Genomic DNA, 19,877 nt, shown 5'->3' with positions numbered 1-19,877 from the left:
TACTAATATAATTATACTATTTATAATTGTTACTTACATTATTCCAAGGAACAACTTCTACTTCCCCAAAAGATCTATCTTTTAATCTATTTGAATATTCTCCCTTATATCCGATTATATATAATATAGCTAATTCTATATAATGTATTCCTATTACTAATATATTCCAAATATCTTCATTTGATAAAAATATCTTATTTCTTCTTTTACTTGGGTGTACTATTTTATTTCTATAATAACTTATTAAATCTATTCCATCGGAAAATTCATTTTTTATATCATCATCAAATATATCCATTTCTTTTCCTCCATAAGGAATATTACAAATTTGAAGTAACATTTTTATATTTTTTGAAGCAGAATTCTTGTCAAAATCTGTGTCTGTTAATGTTTTAGTTTTTTCTACCAATACAACATATGATAATGATTCTAAAGCTATTTGAACAGATATTATATCATTGTCCATAGTTAAATTATTCAAAGATTCTATATACCAATCCACTGCATTTTTTATAGCAGGTCCATAATAAAAATCTTCCAATCTTCTACACATAAGAGAGAGATATTTTTCATAATTTCTATAATTTGTAAGTGTATCTGTCCAAGTTGGCAAAAAAGTAAATGGTGTTACCATTCCACTATTCCAAGCTCTGTATACCTCATTTTCATCTTGATAACCTCGTATAGCAGAAAAAGAAATGTATCTACCACAAGCAAAACTAAATGCTATACATATTCTATCCAAAAGTTGTATTATATTATTTGTTTTAAATAATGTTCCATCTTTCTTTTTTATTCTCCCAACATGAGTAGTAACTGTTCCAGACCTTTCTATTAGTTCCTCATAAAATTCTTTTCTATAATCATATCTTTTATCTATTGTAATTAAATATCCATTAAGTTCAAATTCCAATCTTCCTGCAAAGACTTTTTCTTTATTTTTTATCAATTTTCCTGGTATTTTATCTATATTCAATAAATCAAAATCTACATAACTCACATACGAGTTTTTAGATTTTATACAATCATTGTTTATATACCCCTCCACAGTTGACTCATTTATTCTTCTTATTGTTGCTGAGGATAATTTATACCCATGAATTTCTAATATTGCATCATCTAAACTATAGCTAGAATCTCTATCTTCTGCAATAGATAATATTTTTGCCTTAAAAGTTATTATTGATGGTGAAGACGGTTTTAAAAATATCTTTCCCTTACATTTATATTTTTTATCTAAATATACACAAAATCTTCCATCGTATACTACAATATCTTCATTTATACTGTAATTCATATTAGGGGAAAGTATTGCATTACTAACTGATTTCATTCTACACCTCCTTTAAATTTATCTTTATTTATTATATATTATATTTTTTCTTATTCCAATAGATTTATAAATTTAAAAGTATAAGTAAAAAAATAGAGCTATTACAAAATTTTGTAATAACTCTATTAAGAATTAATGTAATAAAATATTTATTTAACTTCATCCGAATCGCTTATTATTTTTCCATCACTTATAGTTATTATTCTATCAGCAGTTTCGGCTATTTCTTGGTTATGTGTTATCATTACTAGTGTCCGTCTAAAATCTTTTACAGTTTTACTCAAAAGTTCCATGACTTCTTTAGTAGTTTTTGAATCTAGATTTCCTGTTGGTTCATCTGCAAAGATTATAGCTGGTTTATTTGAAAGAGCTCTTGCTATTGCAACTCTTTGCTGTTGTCCTCCTGATAATTCATTTGGATATTTTTTTATTTGATTTGAAAGTCCTACAGCTTTTATTATACTATTTATATATTCTTTATCTTCTTTTCCACCATCTAAAAGTATAGGAAGCACAATATTATCATATACATTTATTACTGGTATAAGGTTAAAACTTTGGAATATAAAACCAAATTTTTTACGTCTTATCTTTGATAATTCATTATCACTATAATCATATAAATTATGTCTTCCAAGTTTTACATTTCCACTTGTTGGTTTATCTAATCCAGCCATACAATGAAGAAGTGTACTCTTACCAGATCCTGAAGTCCCTATAATAGAAGTAAATTTTCCATCTTCTATTTTTAAACTAATTCCATCTACAGCTTTTACAAGACTTTCTCCTTTACCATAGTATTTTTTTAAATCACAAACTTCTAAACTTTCTACTAATTCTATTTTTTCTGTTTTCATATTATATCTTCCTTTCTATGTAAGAAATTAATATATTATTATATATTTTATTATCTTAAAAATAACATTTTAAATATTAAAAAACAATATATTTGGTATGAATGGTAGAAAAAACGTCCTGAATGGTATATTTTAATCTATATCTCTCATACCATCTGATATTTCTTTATTCTTAAAATCTCTATTTGCTAGTTTTACAGCTATTATACAAGTAGCTAGTGTAACAACTGAGAATATTATCGCTTGTGGATATGGGAATGTAAAGTCCATAAAATGCTCTATTCCAAAGTTTGTATATGCGTTGTTGTTCCACTCTACATATTTTACAAGTTTGTATGTTGATAAGGCTATTCCAGATATTATACTTAATACTGCATAGGTTACAGCTTCAAACATATTCATTCTATTCATATCCTTATCAGACATTCCCAATGCTCTCATTGTAAATATCTCTTTTCTTCTTTCCATAAGATTTGATTTAACTGTACAGAATATACTTATAGCTGCAATCATAAGCACTAAAGTTATATTTATGATGCTTTCTCTAAATATATTTTTCTTTTCTTGATTTTGCCTATTAGCAAAACCTACCTTCAAAGATATACTTCCTGGTATATTTTGTATTATATACTCTTCTACTTTACGATTTGCTTTTTCATTTTCAAGACTTTCATAATCTACAGTTAAGTTGTTGTATGCTTTAAATCCTAAAAGTTCTTTCATATTATCTTCAGATGTTATAATCTCAAATTTATGTGGCATTAGCCCATCACCATAAGACATCCAATCAGATTTTAAAATAGCTGCTACCCTTACTTTTACATTTTTCTTTTCTATTTTATCTCCATTATGGTATTTTATACCAACATCGATTATATCACCTTGTTTCAAGTCTTTAAATATCTTTTTCAGAGTATCAGTTTTTATCATATCATAAAAACCATTGTAAACAGCCACATTTATATATCCATCAGTTTTTGTTTCTAATTCTTTAGAAGTTTTCCCATCTAGCATATATGGTTCAACACATTTCTTTAATCCTTGACTACTATAAAATCTAAGATGATTTTCACATTCTACTTTTTTGTCACCTTCTAAACCGTAATAATCTATAAATGCCTTTTCAACATTTTTCTTATCTGCTACAAATGTAGATGTTGCATTATACGATGGATTTACTAATTTTACTCCATCCATCTTTCTTATTTTTTCTACTTTTTCATCTGGTATTTTGTATGTTTCTGAGTCATTTGCTATACCTATAGAAGTTTCTACATCATATTTATAATATATTGTTTTTATCTTATCGTTTACCTCTTCTTCTATACTAGAAAAAGTATACATTATTAAATATCCACAAAGTGTTATTGTAAGTATTGATACAAGAGTTCTAGTCTTTTTAATCCAAAGATTTCTAATTCCCATATATCTAAATATTCCAAATTTATCTTGAATAAACTTACCTATTTTAGATTGTTTTTCTCTTTTTTTGTGTTTTGTAGAGTTAGATATAGCTTCCATACATCCTACTCTACCAATTCTAATAACCGGAATTATTGTAGCTAAAACTATTGCCAATATAGATATATTTGCTGTTTTCATAATTACATCTTTATCAAAGTGTATATTAGGGCTGATTCCTATCTCGTTCAATAAAGGATCTTTAACTATAACTAATCCTAATTTTGTTATACCAAATCCTAATACAATTCCTATAATTGTTCCAAATACTGCAAGAAGTACAGACTGATATATTACCATAAATCTTATATCCCTTTTTCTTGCTCCAATAAGTCTTAACATACTTATTTCTCTAAGATATTCACTCCATATTATATTCATCATATTAAATACTAAAAGAATAACTGTTATTATCAAAACTATATTATTTGGATTTATATCTTTTACACTTTTTAAATCATTAATAGTAAATAATTCTGATAAATAATTTGCATTTGCATTTATTGTTAGTCTTCCAAGATTGTAATCATTTACTAGTTTCTCTACTTTATTATTAGCAGCTAGTTCATTTCCTTTAAATCTAAGTATTATATCATATGTTAATGCTTCCTTAGGGATTATACTTTGTCCATTAAAATCTCCATATGTATAAGAAATTCCTCTCTTTTGCTCAGCACCTATAATTGAGCTACTTATATTTTTTCCTTCTTTATACACTCTTTTTACTGTTCCAACTACTTTAAAACCCTTATTTTCTGAATATAACTTTTTCGCACCACTTGGTAAAGTGTATTCTTTTCTAAGCTCAAAAGATATTGTCTTTCCTATTGGGTTACCTGATACTCCTAAATTCTTAGCACTTTCTTCATCCAATACTATTTCGTCGTTATTTTTAGGTTTTCTTCCTTCCAACACCTGTGCCTTTCTATCAAAGAAATTCATAGGATTATCATTTTCTCCATTAAATGATTTTAATTCTACTTTTGTTCCATTTTCTTTATTTATTAAAAATCCTAAGTTTTGTACATTGTCCCTGTATCCTACTCTATTATCATTTTCTACTTTTTCTAATTTTTCTTTACTAATATTTACATACTCACAATGATAATCTCCATAAGACTTTTTAAATGCTTCCATTTTATTATATACTCTAGATATTTCAAGCATATCCATAGAAATCATAAATGCAACTGTAGCTATTACCATTATGAACATCATTAATGTTCTTGATTTATTCTTTTTCATATATAAAGAAGATAATTTTCTGTATATTTTCATAATATATTTCTCCTTTCAATCTAAATATCTGAATAAAAGGGAATTAAATAATAATTCCCTTTTATTCACTATATAACTTTAATATTTTGGACTTTGCCAAGATGTAGTGTGATTATGACAATCCTTGCAACAATCGTATTTGCAATCTTTACCAGTATTGTTTTTACAAGGATCTCCTTGCATTTCTATTTCTTTTAATTCTATTTTTTCCTCTATTTTTATTTTTCCACCTTTTACTAATTTTTCTTCTTTTCTCATTTGTTCGTCCTCCTAATTTTTATATTTTATATATAGAACCAAATTAAAATATAACTTCAAATAGAGTCCTCTGCCAAATCTTATTCACTATGCTTCCATCTTTTATTCTATGTACAGGCTGCTATTATCAATTTTTTTAATTCAGTTAATATATCTTAGTTAATTGTCTTTTAAATTTCCTTTTCTTGATTATAAAATAACATTTTAAAAATTTATAAACAATAGATTTTGACGAGTGGTATTAAATATGGAGTGAATGGTAATATTTTTTTATCTTTACAAGATTAAAACAAAAAAATAAGAGCATTCATACCAATACTTTAATACAAATACTCTTTTTATTTACACATCTTATGAACCTAATTTTCTGGGATAACCACCTTTATTTTGAATACATTTTTATCACAAAATATATTCATTTTTCCATTATATTTCTTTACAGAATATTCAACACTTTTTATCCCTATACCATGTTTTGATTTATCATTTTTACTTGTAATATATCGTCCTTCTACTTTTTCAACATCATTTTCTTTACTATTTTCACATATAAAAACAAACATATTTTTCACCCACATAGATTTTAAATTTATATACTTTCTACTATTTTCAATTTTATCACAGGCTTCTATTGCATTATCCAATATATTTCCTAAAATACTAGACATATCTATATTTTCTATAAATCCTGTATTTTTAGAGTCTACATCTAAAATAAAATCTATTCCTTTGTTCTCACAAATCTTCATTTTTTCATCTATAATTATATCAAAAATAGCATTTCCACTTGCTTTGATTTTATTAGCTTTATTTAATTCATTTTGTATACTTTCTATATACTCTAAAGAATCAGATTTATTTTTATTCATATTTTTTATAGCATAAAGATGATTGTTCATATCATGATATAGTTGTCTAATTTCTTCTTGAGATTTTTCTAGTTTTTCATAATATTCATTTTTAGACTCAAGTTTTGTATACATTTCTTTTTCTTTAATTTTTTCTTCACTTTGTTTTTTTAGCTCAAAAATTATATAAAGAATTATTACTGTAGATATTATAGTAAACATAGGTATTATTTTTGTAATAATAATATACAGTTCTGAACGATCTAATCCATATCTTTCTGTCTTTATTACATATTGCATTAATACTATGTAAACAAAATTTAGCATAATTATATTTATTGAATATCTATAAATTTTATTCTTTAAAAGTCTATCTATTAATTTTTCTAATATTATTACACTTATCCAAATTATTGTTGTTATAATTATTATTTTTATATTAAATATATTCCAGTCATGCAATTCAAATTTAAAAGAAAGTGGACTCGATATACTTACTCTATTTTCAAATGTAAATAAAAATCTTGATAAAAAATCGTTCTCAATCATACTTATATATTGTCCTGTTAGTATATATAAAAAAGCAAACTTTTTCCATTCTAATTTATATACTTTTGAATATATATAAATAATTCCTATCATTATAATTATATTACTTATAATCCAAATTGCTTTTTCATTAGATATTCTCTTTCCTTTAATAAGCTCTATTAAATTGAAAGCTATTGTAGAATTTTGATGTATATTATTATCTAAAATAGCTATATTCCATAAACTGATATATCTTGATGCAATATACAATACTATTATTATTGTCGCCTGAATAACTATATTTTTTAAAAAATCTATATCGCTATATTTCCTATATCCCACTACCCAGTTTAATATAGATATCGATAATATTATACAAATCAAATTAATACACTCACCAATTAACACATCCATTATATATCCTCTCCTATCGACCAGAAGTATCTATCCACTACTTCTTTATATTTATTTCTACTAATAGGTATTCTAGCTCCATTTTCCATAATTATATCCTTATTACAAATCTCTTCAATATATATCATATTTACAATATAACTCCTATGACATTGTATAAATAGTTGTTTTTCAAAGTTAGATACAATATCATTTAAGTTACCTCTACATTCTAAATCTCCCTCTTTTGTGCATAGTTTTATTTTTTTATTAATTGCTTCTATATATAATAGATCTCTACTATATACTTTCTTAAATCCATTATCGGTCTTTATTTTTAAAAAGCAGCCTCTTTTTCTAGCTACTTCTACTACACACTCTTTTATATTTTTTTCTATAACTTCATGTTGTATTGGTTTTTTTATAAATCTAAATGCTCTCACCTCAAAAGCTTCACTTATTTTTTCTCCTATTGATGTTACAAATATTATCTCAGTTGTTTTATCATATTTTCTTAGTTTATGAGCGGTTTCCATACCATCTAAACCATCCATTTGTATATCTAAAAATAGTATATCTATTTCATTGTCTAATTCTATATATTTTATAACATCTTCACCATTACTAAACTCTTTAACTTGATATTCAATATCTCCATTTATCATTGTATTTATTATAGAGTTTTTTATATCCACTCTAACATCTAACTCATCATCACATATTCCTATTGTTATCATTTTTTCCTCCCTTTGTATTAACTAATTAAAAAGAGAGTATCTATTCTTTATATTTTAGACATAAATACTCTCCTCATTCTTTACTATTATTTATCTAGTTCTTTATGAACAATATGGCTCAAAATGTACAAATTTTCTATTTCGTACAAGTACAAATTCTCATAATTTATATTTATGCCAAATTCTTTATTTAGCATACAAACAAAATCATACGCATTATCTCCATACAACCCTGTCATATTATTAATCAAACTATTTTTTTCAAGAAATTCTATATTTATTCGTCCATCTGCAAAATTTTCATTCAAAATATCAACAATCTTTCTAACAATAGTATCATACACATATTCTTTTTTATATTTGTATCTTCTTTCTTTGTATGTTTCAGATATATTTGACTTGCTTTTTAAAATTTGTACAATTTTATAAATATCTTTTGTATTTTCTTTATACATTATTTCTGCTATTATCCCAGCAGCTAATGCAGATGCTCTACTGTTCTTTCCAAATGCAGTTACACTATCTTTAAATTTATATAATCTATCTCTTCCATTAGCATACATCTGATTTTCTCTTTTACTATCATATATGTAATCATCATCTTTGCAAATTCGTTTACACCCTTTTACTCCTATTACAGAATCAAATGATGCTGGATAGCTTTTTATATTTCTTGCGTTCTTGTGTTTAGAAGACAATAATATTTTCCCTTCAATTCTAAGTATATCACACACATTTCTTAAATCGTACAATTTATTTTCTTTTATCATAGATGCTGATATATTTATTATATCTATATTTTTGCCAACAAGATTTTTTAAAGCTAATATAAGCTTTGATACTTCAGTCACTCCTTCATCATTAAATATCTTAATAGGATATATTATTGCTTCTGGACATCTTTCTAGTATAGTCTTTGCACATAATGTTCCATGTCCTATTACATCATCTATATTATCTATACCTTCAACTTGTAATTCTTTATCATATACATATCTATCTTTTATATCTTTATCTTCTGTATCTATTCCAGTGTCTAAGACAGCAATTTTTATATTTTCCATAGAACTACCCCTTTATTCATTTCTATATAATTTATAGTAAATTCCCTTTTTAGATATAAGTTCTTTGTGATTTCCCGATTCTACTATTTTACCATTTGACATTACCAATATTTTATTTACATCTTTTATAGTAGATAATCTATGTGCTATCACTATTACTATTCTATCTGCTAAATTTTTCTTTATATTCTCCATTATTATATATTGAGATACATTATCTAAGGCTGATGTAGCTTCATCAAATATAATAATAGGACTATCGCATAACATAGCTCTAGCTATAGAAATTCTTTGTTTTTGTCCTCCAGATATTTTAATTCCTTTTTCTCCTATTTCTGTATCTAAACCATCGTCAAGAGAAAAAATAAAATCATCTAACCCTACTAAGTTACATACTCTCAATATCTCTTCTTCTGATATTTTTTTCCCTAAGGATATATTATTTTTTATTGAACTATCAAATATAACTATATCTTGGCTAACTATAGAAATACTTTTTCTCAAAGACATAATATTTATATTTCTTATATCTCTTCCATCAATTTTAATGCTTCCATCATCAACATCCCAAAGTCTATACATAATCTTTGAAAGAGTTGACTTTCCACATCCACTCTCTCCAACAATAGCTGAAATATCTCCTCTTTCAAATTTCATAGATACATTATTTAAGATATATTTCTTTTCAGATTCATCATTTTCATATCCAAACTTTACATTTTCAACAGATATTTCTTTAATATTATCTGCTCTTAGTCCTTCTAGCATATTTTGATCTTCATCTATAACAGGCTCTTCATCTAATATAGAATATACCCTTTCTATAGAAACTTTAGCTTGTTGTATTCTATTATTTGCATTTACAATACTTATGCATGGCCCTATTAACATTCCTGCATAATTTTGAAATGCTATCAATGAACCTAATGTAAAATCTCCATTTATTATCATATATCCACCATATCCATATATAGCCATACTCATCATAAGATTAAATATATTTGCAACACACATATTTCCACTCATAAGAACATCAATTTTTATATCTTTATTTATAAGTCCTCTCTGACCTTTTATAAATTGTGATATAAAAAACCTCTTTGATTTGGATATTATAACATTCATTATATTATAAACATATTCTTGCACTACATTGCTTGTATCACCATATTCATCTCTAAACATACTCACGTTAGAATGTATATTTTTTGTAAAATATCTCTGTGTTGTTACAAGTAATATTTGTATAATTACAACAACTACAAAAAGAACAGACTGTAGTCTGAACATTAAGTAGAGAGAAATAATCGCTGTTATTGAATTTTTAATAATAGAAAATACAAGTTCCGCATCTATATTTTCTATTATATCTATATCAGATTGTACTATAGACATAAGATTTCCAGTTTTATTCTCTGTATAGAACTTTCCAGATAACTTCGACAAATGATCTAATACCTTCAATCTAAACTTTACAGCCACCCTATTTCTCATAGTTGCATATATATAGCCTAGTACCAAATTTAAAATTCTGGCTAAAACTGACATTACAGAATAGGCAACGATTATTTTTAATAGTAATTCAAGATTTTTTCCTGTTATACCTTTATCTACCATATTTTTTGTCATCATCGGTAGAACAAGGTCTATCAATGTTATAAATATCACCATTATCATTGCAGTAAAAATACTCACCTTATTATGATTTACTACAAATTTTATAAACCTTTTTACAGGACTTTTTCTTTTGGATATATTTGACTTTTCCATTTATAAATCCCTACCTCTTTCACCAAGTTCCAAAAGTTTTTTAGTTGTTTTAAAGTTCATATGTTCATCAACACAAGCCATATATGGTACTTCTGAATAACTACCTGTACTAAGTTTATTAACTATTCTACATCTCACAGCAGTACAGTATTCTTTTCTTGTACAACCTGAACATTCTTCAAAATCTCTAAAATTCTCATTTACAACTTCTTTTAATTTATTTTTATCTAAAGGATTTTCATTATATATATTTCCTATTTCATAGTCTTTTTTACCTATTGCAAATGTACACGGATAAATTGTTCCATCTGTATCTATGCAAAATGTGCATATACCACCAAAACAATCCCCTCGCTTAACATTTAAAAGCTTTAAATCTGTCATACCTAAATTTACTTCTGGATTTTTTAAATGAAAATCTATAAGCTTCATTCTCTGTTCTTTATATACTTCAGCTTTTTCCTCGCTCCACTCAGACATAATATCTACAGCAGTTGCAAGATATCTAAATCCAAGTTTTGATACACTTTCAATACTTTCATACATTTTATCTACATTATATTGGTTAAATGTCATCCTACATCTAATAGGTATATTTTCTTCTTGTAGTTTTTTTATATTTTTCATAACTATATCATATGATCCACTTCCGTCTGGAAATATTCTATTTGCATTATGTGATTCTTTAGTACCATCTAAACTTATAGATACCTCTGTTAAATCATTTTTTATGAACTCTAGTATTTCATCGTTCATTATTGTTCCATTTGTAGTCATATCATATATTATTTTTCTATCTACTATTTCATCATCCAATTTATTTTTAATATATTTTACTATATCAAAATTTAAAAGAGGTTCACCACCATGAAGTGTTATCCATAGTGGTCTTTTATCAACTTCTTCTTCTTTTAGTTTTTCTTTTATAAACTCTATACATTTATCTGCTGTTTCTTTGTTCATATATTTTTTAGGTTTACAACCGCCTTCATAACAGTAGCTACATCTAAGATTACAGTCATCAGTCATTACTATTGTAAATTTCATATTTTATTCCCCCCATACTATTCTATCTAATTGTGGTTTCATTATAGAACACCATTTTTTGTAGTCAGGACAATCTTCATTATCTAACAACTTATCTACTAGTGCAGGACAGAAAAAGCAAAACACATTTACATCGCAATCCTTACATTTTTCAAAATTATATGGCATTATATTTTGTAGTCTATCTGATAGTTTACTATCAGATAAATCATAATCGAAATCAAGCACACTCATTCTAGTATCTTTATCTAAAGCACTTCCATAGGAATACTTTGGTTTTATCAAGGATTGACATGGATACATATTTCCATCATAATCGATAAACATTTTTGACTTATACATATCACAAGAACATGATTTTAGATTATCTTTATCTTTTTCAAAACTTAATTTATCTAATTCTGTAAGTTCAAATGGAAGTATAGTTTCCTCTGATATAAAGTATGAAGCATTTTCTACTCCTCTACCTTCAGGCTCAAAACATCTGATCATTCCTTTTGTTCCTATCCTTTTATTTAAATCATAAAACTTTTCTTCAAGGTGTTTATTTTTATCTCCAACAACCATAGACGTTCTTATATTTCTAAATCCTCTAGTATGAAGTAATACTATAGCTCTCATTATTTTATTGAATACTCCTCTTCCCCTAATTAATCCACAAGTTTCTTCATCTACTCCATCTATACTTATTTCTACTCTATTAAAATGATTTACTATAAAGTCTACATTAGATTCATCTATAAGAGTTGCATTTGTAGAAAGAACTAGTTCTGTTGTACAGTCTTTTTCTTTAAAGTAATGAACACACTCTTCAAAATCGCTTCTTATCATAGGCTCTCCACCTGTTACTATAAACTCATAGGGTTCTATTTCAGCTACAAAATCCATTATTGATTTTACATCTTCTGTACTTAGTATATCTTTTTCAGTGGAATTACAATTTGTACAACAATGCTTACAAGCCAAATTACACTTATGAGTTGCTGCCAAATATATAGCTTTAAATCTATTATTCATATTTTTATAAAAATCTTCACTTATTGATAATTCAAGTATACCTGCTTTTCCAATATTTATCATAAGTTCTTTCATATATTCCTTATCTGAACCTTCAAACATATCAATAAATTCTTCTATTGTAAGTCCCATTTCTTCTGCCTTTTTTATATATGAGTATACTTCTTTACTTTGAATTATATGTCTTTTAAATCTTGTGTTGTACATAAGTACTCTTTTGTTTCTTTCTCTTATTATCAATTCTTCATCTTTAAACTTAATCATTTCCTTTGTAAACTTCAAAGTAATCACCTTCTTTATAATTTTTATTTAATCTATGGGTATAGTAAAACTATCCCCATAGATTATTATTTTTAGCTTTTATTGTTCTAGTCTATATCTCTCATACCATCTGCTATTTCTTTATTCTTAAAATCTCTATTTGCTAGTTTTACAGCTATTATACAAGTAGCTAATGTAACAACTGCAAATATTATCGCTTGTGGATATGGGAATGTAAAGTCCATAAAATGCTCTATTCCAAAGTTTGTATATGCGTTATTATTCCACTCAACAAATTTGAAAAGTTCATATGTAGCTAATGCTATTCCAGATATTACACTTAAAACAGCATACGTCATTGATTCCCACATATTCATTCTATTCATATCCTTAGCAGACATTCCCAAAGCTCTCATTGTAAATATCTCTTTTCTTCTTTCCATAAGGTTTGATTTAACTGTACAGAATATACTTATCGCTGCAATCATAAGCACTAACGTTATATTTATAACACTTTCTCTGAATATATTTTTCATTTCTTGATTTTGAGTATTTACAAAACCTGTTTTTAAAGTTATGCTTCCAGGTATATTTTGTGTTACATATTCTTCTACTTTGCTATTTGCTTCTATATTCTCCATGTCTTTATAGTCCACAGCAAGATTATTATATGCCTTAAATCCTAAAAGTTCTTTCATATTATCTTCAGATGTTATAACCTCAAACTTGTATGGTCTTATTATATCTCCGTAAGCTTGCCAATCTGCCTTGATAATAGCTGCCACTCTAACCTTTACACTTCTTTTTTCTATTTTATCACCATTATGATACTTTACATTTAGGTTGATTATATCCCCTTGTTTTAAATCTTTAAATATCTTTTTCTGAGTATGAGTTTTCATCATATCATAAAAACTATTGTACACAGCCACATTTATATATCCATCAGTTTTTGTTTCTAACTCTTTAGAAGTTTTTCCATCTAGCATATATGGTTCAACATATTTTTTTAAATCTTCATTATCATAAAATCTAAGATAATTTTCAGTTTCTATTTTTCCATCACCTTCTAAACCGTAATAGCCTATAAATGCTTTTTCAATATTTTTCTTATCTGTCACAAATGTTGATGTATCTTCATATGTGCTTTTAACTGATTTTACACCTTGCATATTTTTTATTTTATCTATTTTATTATCATCTATTTTAAATATTTCTTCATCGTTTGCAATTCCACCACATACTGTTATATCATTTTTATAGTATATTCTTCTTATTTTATCATTTACTTCATTTTGCATACCAGAAAAAGTATATATTATTAAATATCCACAAAGTGTTATTGTAAGTATTGATACAAAAGTTCTTGTCTTTTTAATCCAAAGATTTCTAATTCCCATATATCTAAATATTCCAAATTTATCTTGAATAAGCTTACCTATTTTAGATTGTTTTTCTCTTTTTTTGTGCTTTGCAGCATTAGATATAGCTTCCATACAACCTATTTTACCAATTTTTATAACTGGAACTATTGTAGCTAATACTATAGCTGACACTGCTACCTTTATAGTTTTCATAATTACATCTTGATCAATATGTATACTAGGACTAATTCCTACTGCATCTAATACTTCATCTTTAAACGAAACTAATCCTAATTTTGTTATACCAAGTCCCAATACAATTCCTATAATTGTTCCAAATACAGCAAGAAGTACAGATTGATAAACAACCATAAATCTTATATCCCTTTTTCTTGCTCCAATAAGTCTTAGCATACTTATCTCTCTAAGATACTCACCCCATATTATATTCATCATATTAAATACTAAAAGTATAACTGTTATTATTAAAACTATATTATTTGGATTTATCTCTTTTACACTTTTTAAATCTTTTATAGAAAGTAATTCTGATAAATAATTTGAATTTGGATTTATAGTCATTCTTCCTAAGCTATAATCATTTACTAATTGCTCCATTTTATTGCTAGCAACTAGTTCATTTCCTTTAAATTTAAGTATTATATCATATGTCAATGCTTCTTTTGGTATTATGCTCTGTCCATTAAAATCTCCATATGTATAAGCTATACCTCTCTTTTGTTCAGCACCAGTATCAGTACTACTCATATTTTTTATATCTTTGTAAGTTCTTTTTACTATTCCAACTACCTTAAACTTTTTATTTTCTAAGTATAATTTTTTCTCACCACTAGGTAGAGTATATTCTTTTCTAAGCTCTAAAGATACTGTCTGCCCTATTGGACTTCCAACTATTCCAAAATTTTTTATACATTCTTCATCTAATACTATTTCATTATTATTTTTAGGTTCTTCTCCTTTGAGAACCTGTGCTTTTCTATCAAAATAATTTTTAGAATTATCATTTTCTCCATCAAATGATTTTAATTCTCCTATTGTTCCATTATCTTTATTTATTAAAAAACCTAAGTTTTGTACAGTATCCCTGTACTCCACTCTATTATCATTTGCTACTTTTTCTAATTTTTCTTTGCTAATATCTACATACTCACTATGATAATCACCATAAGCTAGTTTAAAGGCTTCCATTCTATTATATGTTTGAGAAACTTTAATCATATCTATAGAAATCATAAATGCAACTGTAGCTATCACCATTATGAACATCATTAACGTTCTTGATTTATTCTTTTTCATATATAGGGCTGATAGTTTTCTATATATTTTCACAATATTTTCCTCCTTTCTTTTTATACAAAAGGGAGATTAAATTAAATCTCCCTTTTATATAATTTTTTATTTAATTTTTATTTTTCAATATTCTACTATCTAATATTTTGATGATTGATATGAAGATGGTTTACCATTAGTTTTACAATCTTCACAGCAGTCATACTTACAAGATACACCAGCATTATTTTTACACTGATCTCCTTGCACTTCTATCTCTTTTAATTCTATTTTTTCCTGTATTTTTATTTTTTTGATTTCTTTTGCTTCAGACATTTTTTGTTCCTCCTAAGTTTTAATATTTATATATAAAACCAAACTAAAGTAGAATCTCAAATAGTATCCTCTGCCAAACTCTATTATTATCTTTTTTCATTTTATTCTGTGTACAGGCTGCTATTTTCAATTTTCTTTAATTCAGTTACTATATCGAATTTAAGAAATTTTTATTTAAATTTCTTATCTCTTCTTGTCTTTAAAATAACATTTTTAATTATTAGATACAATAGATTTGGTGTGAATGGTAGAAAAAACGACCTGAATGGTAAAATTCTACTTCCACAATATGTTTTCTAAATGTTTTTTATTAAATTCGCAGTATTTTTCAAATGCTTTTTCATTTTCATATAGTAACCGATTTTTCGCTGGGCAAGTATTACAAAAAGCATTTACTGAACAATCTCTACAACGAGTTTGATTTTTTAGATCTAAGTTTTCAAAGTTTTTGAATCCTTCAAAATCCTTTTTATATAATTTTTCCTCTGTTTCTAAGTCCATATCTAATATATTAAATGTCTTAAATTTATCCTCTGTTATATTTGGGCAAGAATACACATATCCATCATCTGCTATAAATATACTATTTCTTCCAGCATTACAATGCCCTGTGTTTATATTGTCGTAGCTATTTTCATCTAAAGTATATAAATCTTGAGGAGTGTAGAATACATCATCATTTCCAACGTACTTTTCACATCCACTAAATCCTCTTCCAAATTTACAGAAGTACCTTATTCTCGCTTTTGTACCTATTTTTTCATTTAGTTCTTCAAACTTTTGTTTATATCCTTCGTTGTATTTCCCCATTACCATAGATATACTTATCTTATCGCAACCATTATCTTTAAGATATCCAATAGCCTTCATAACCTTGTTGAATACACCTTTTCCCCTTATTTCTGAACAAGTTTCTTCATCGTATCCATCAAGGCTAATCTCTACTGCGTAAAAATTATCACTTATAAATTTAGCCATTTTTTCATCTATTAGCGTAGCATTTGTGCTTAGTATGAGTTTTTCGTAGTATTTTGATTTTATATATTCTATAAACTCAACAAAGTCTTTTCTTACAAGTGGCTCTCCCCCTGATATTGTAAGATTAATTGGTTTTAGTTTTAATACATTGTCTACAACTTTTTTTAACTCGTCCAAGTTCATTCTTTCTTCCCGATTTATGTTTGATTCTTTGCAGCAATAGCAACAATTTAGGTTACATTTATTAGTTATCGCTATTGAAACTTTTGGAACTATTCCATAATATATTTCTTCATTTTGATTTTCTGTTACTAAATCTAAATCTTCTAATGATTTTATTATTTTTCTAAAGTAGTCTTTATCATCTTCACTAAATAAATCAATCATTTTTTCAAGAGCCAGTTGTTTTTCAACCGACTCTTTTATGACTTCATAGCATACAAGAGGAATTTTTATCCATTTCCCACTGTATTGGTTAGATATTATAACAGCGTTGTCTTTTTTCATTATGTTTGCTTTTTTATTATAAAAATAACTATTCATCACACTTACACCTCTAGTCTATATCTCTCATACCATCTGATATCTCTTTATTCTTAAAATCTCTATTTGCTAATTTTACTGCTATTATACAAGTGGCTAGTGTAACAACAGTGAATATTATCGCCTGTGGATAAGGGAATCTAAAGTCCATAAAATGTTCTATTCCAAAATCTTTATAAGCATTATTGTTCCACTCAACATATTTTACAAGTTTGTATGTTGCCAATGCTATTCCAGATATTATACTTAATACTGCGTATGTTACAGCTTCATACATATTCATACTATTCATATCCTTAGCAGACATTCCCAATGCTCTCATTGTAAATATTTCCTTTCTTCTTTCCATAATATTAGATTTAACTGTACAGAATATACTTATTGCTGCAATCATAAGTACTAAAGTTATATTTATAATGCTTTCTCTGTATATTTGCGACATTGCTTCCTTTTGTTCACTATAAAATCCTTGTTTTATATTTAATGTCGCAGGTATATTTTCTCTAACATATTTTTCTACTTTTCTATTTTCTTCTACATTATTTATATCCTTGTAATCTACAATAAGATTATTATATGCTTTAAATCCTAGAAGTTCTTTCATATTATCACCAGATGTTATTATCTCTAATCCAGAAGGTTGTAGAAAATCTCCATAAGACTGCCAATCGTCTTTAAGAATAGCTCCTACTCTGACTTTCACATTTCTTTTTTCTATCTTATCTCCATTATGATATTTTACACCAAGAGTAATTATATCTCCTACTTTTAGATTTTTATATATTTTATGATATGTATTTGTTGTCGTAGGATCATAAAAGCTATTAAATACAGCTATATTTATATAACCATTTGTTTTTTGTTCTATATCTTTTGTAGTCTTATTATCTAACATATATGGCTCTACAACTTTCTTTATATCATCATTTTCAAAAAATCTAAGATGATTTTGATATTCAACATTTTCACTGCCATCTATTCCAAAGTATTTTATATAGTAGTCATTTATTTTATTTTTATCTTCAATAAAGGTTGCATCACCATTGAATCTAGCATTTGCAAATTTCACAGCATCCATATTTTTTATTTTTTCTATTTTATTTTCTGGTATTTTATATGTTTCTGGATCATTTGCTATACCCATTGATGATTCTATATCATATTTATAGTATATTCTCCTTATTTTATCATTTATTTCATTTTCCATATCTGAAAATGTGTACATAATTAAATATCCACAAAGTGTAACAGTAAGTATTGATATTAATGTTCTAGTTTTTTTAAGCCAAAGGTTTCTTACTCCCATATATCTATAAATACCAAATTTATCTTGTATAAATTTACCTATTTTTGATTGTTTAGCTTTGTTTTTATGTTTAGAAGTATTTGATATACTTTCCATACATCCTACTCTTCCTATTTTTATAACCGGAACTATTGTAGCTAATACTATAGACATAACAGATGTTATTATTGTTTTTGTTATTACACCTGAATCTATGTGGATTTTTGGTTTTACTTTTGCTATTTCTAAAATACTATCTTTAAGTATATTAACTCCTATTCCTGTTATTCCTATTCCTGCTATAATACCAATAGTTGTTCCTATTACAGCAAGTAGTAAAGATTGATATATTACCATAAATCTTATATCCCTCTTTCTTGCTCCAATAAGTCTTAGCATACTTATTTCTTTTAAATATTCCCCCCATATTATGTTTAGCATATTAAATACTAAAAGTATAACGGTTAATATTAATACTAAATTATTTGTTCTTGTAATTGATAATTCTTTTGCAATTGTAACATCAGTTAACGCTGCTAAATAATTTCCATTTGGATAAAATGCCATTCTTCCAAGATTATAATCGGCTGACACTCTTTCAACTAAACTTGAAGCTTTTTCTTCTTTTACATTAGCATATCTTAGTATTATATCATATGTTAATGCTTCCTGTGGTATTATGTTTTGTCCATTAAAATCTCCATATGTATAACTAATCCCTCTTTCCTGTTCTGCACCGGTTATTGCTGAATTAAGTCCTTCATATACTCTTTTTACTAGACCAACTACTTTGAAAGTTTTATTTTCAGAATATAATTTTTCCTCTCCATTTGGAAGAGTATAACTTTTTCTAAGTTCAAGAGATATAGTTTTTCCTATTGGATTTCCTTCTATACCTAAGTTTTTAGCACTTATTTCATCTATTATTATTTCGTCGTTATTTTTAGGGATTTTGCCTTTAAGAATCTGACCTTTTCTGTCAAAGTATTTCATTGAATTATCATTTTCTCCATTAAATGATTTTAATTCAACTCTAGTTCCATTATTCTTATTTATTAAATATCCTAAATTTTGTACATTATCGTTATATCCTACTCTTTTATCTTTAGAAACTTTTTGCATTTTTTCTTTACTTATATCAACATATTCGCAATGATAATCTCCATATGTTCTTTTATATACTTCTGCTTTATCATATGCTCTAGATATATCTATCATGTCTATAG

General features: G+C 26.2%; 14 protein-coding genes. All 14 read right to left on the bottom strand.

The window, feature by feature from the left end:
- Positions 1-16: 16 nt before the first annotated feature.
- A complete protein-coding gene (locus Q1J78_RS01365; protein ID WP_300276215.1) occupies positions 17-1,333 on the bottom strand; it encodes a YopA family protein in 1,317 nt (438 codons plus the stop codon).
- A 149-nt stretch (positions 1,334-1,482) separates the two neighbouring features.
- Positions 1,483-2,190, bottom strand: a complete 708-nt coding sequence (locus Q1J78_RS01360) for an ABC transporter ATP-binding protein (protein ID WP_300276213.1) — start codon at positions 2,188-2,190, stop codon at positions 1,483-1,485.
- A 132-nt stretch (positions 2,191-2,322) separates the two neighbouring features.
- Entirely contained in the window at positions 2,323-4,929 is a 2,607-nt protein-coding gene (locus tag Q1J78_RS01355) for an ABC transporter permease (RefSeq protein ID WP_300276211.1), read from the bottom strand.
- 78 nt (positions 4,930-5,007) lie between these two features.
- The gene (locus Q1J78_RS01350; protein ID WP_300276209.1) at positions 5,008-5,187 is read right to left on the bottom strand and encodes a hypothetical protein; all 180 of its coding nucleotides are present in this window, start codon (positions 5,185-5,187) and stop codon (positions 5,008-5,010) included.
- Positions 5,188-5,546: 359 nt separating this feature from the next.
- On the bottom strand, positions 5,547-6,980 hold the full coding sequence (locus Q1J78_RS01345; RefSeq protein ID WP_300276207.1) for a sensor histidine kinase: 1,434 nt from the start codon (positions 6,978-6,980) through the stop codon (positions 5,547-5,549).
- A complete protein-coding gene (locus tag Q1J78_RS01340) occupies positions 6,980-7,696 on the bottom strand; it encodes a LytR/AlgR family response regulator transcription factor (RefSeq protein ID WP_300276205.1) in 717 nt (238 codons plus the stop codon). Before Q1J78_RS01340 ends, Q1J78_RS01345 begins: the two co-directional genes overlap by 1 nt.
- Positions 7,697-7,782: 86 nt before the next feature.
- On the bottom strand, positions 7,783-8,760 hold the full coding sequence (locus Q1J78_RS01335; RefSeq protein ID WP_300276203.1) for a S8 family serine peptidase: 978 nt from the start codon (positions 8,758-8,760) through the stop codon (positions 7,783-7,785).
- A gap of 12 nt (positions 8,761-8,772) precedes the next feature.
- The gene (locus Q1J78_RS01330) at positions 8,773-10,530 is read right to left on the bottom strand and encodes an ABC transporter ATP-binding protein (RefSeq protein ID WP_300276201.1); all 1,758 of its coding nucleotides are present in this window, start codon (positions 10,528-10,530) and stop codon (positions 8,773-8,775) included.
- Positions 10,531-11,577: a radical SAM/SPASM domain-containing protein gene (locus Q1J78_RS01325; RefSeq protein WP_300276199.1), complete on the bottom strand. Its 1,047-nt coding sequence runs from the start codon at positions 11,575-11,577 to the stop codon at positions 10,531-10,533. It lies immediately after the preceding gene.
- 3 nt (positions 11,578-11,580) lie between these two features.
- On the bottom strand, positions 11,581-12,858 hold the full coding sequence (locus Q1J78_RS01320; protein WP_301118245.1) for a radical SAM protein: 1,278 nt from the start codon (positions 12,856-12,858) through the stop codon (positions 11,581-11,583).
- Between the two features lie 104 nt (positions 12,859-12,962).
- The gene (locus Q1J78_RS01315; protein ID WP_300276194.1) at positions 12,963-15,569 is read right to left on the bottom strand and encodes an FtsX-like permease family protein; all 2,607 of its coding nucleotides are present in this window, start codon (positions 15,567-15,569) and stop codon (positions 12,963-12,965) included.
- Positions 15,570-15,668: 99 nt separating this feature from the next.
- Positions 15,669-15,845: a hypothetical protein gene (locus tag Q1J78_RS01310; protein WP_006439175.1), complete on the bottom strand. Its 177-nt coding sequence runs from the start codon at positions 15,843-15,845 to the stop codon at positions 15,669-15,671.
- Positions 15,846-16,121: 276 nt separating this feature from the next.
- Entirely contained in the window at positions 16,122-17,366 is a 1,245-nt protein-coding gene (locus Q1J78_RS01305; RefSeq protein WP_300276189.1) for a radical SAM/SPASM domain-containing protein, read from the bottom strand.
- A gap of 13 nt (positions 17,367-17,379) precedes the next feature.
- Positions 17,380-19,877 (bottom strand): ABC transporter permease (locus Q1J78_RS01300; RefSeq protein WP_300276187.1); only part of this gene is annotated, 2,498 nt, incomplete at its 5' end.

Source organism: Peptacetobacter sp. (assembly GCF_029264495.1).
GTDB lineage: Bacteria > Bacillota > Clostridia > Peptostreptococcales > Peptostreptococcaceae > Peptacetobacter.
This window is presented reverse-complemented; position numbering and strand designations above follow the sequence as displayed.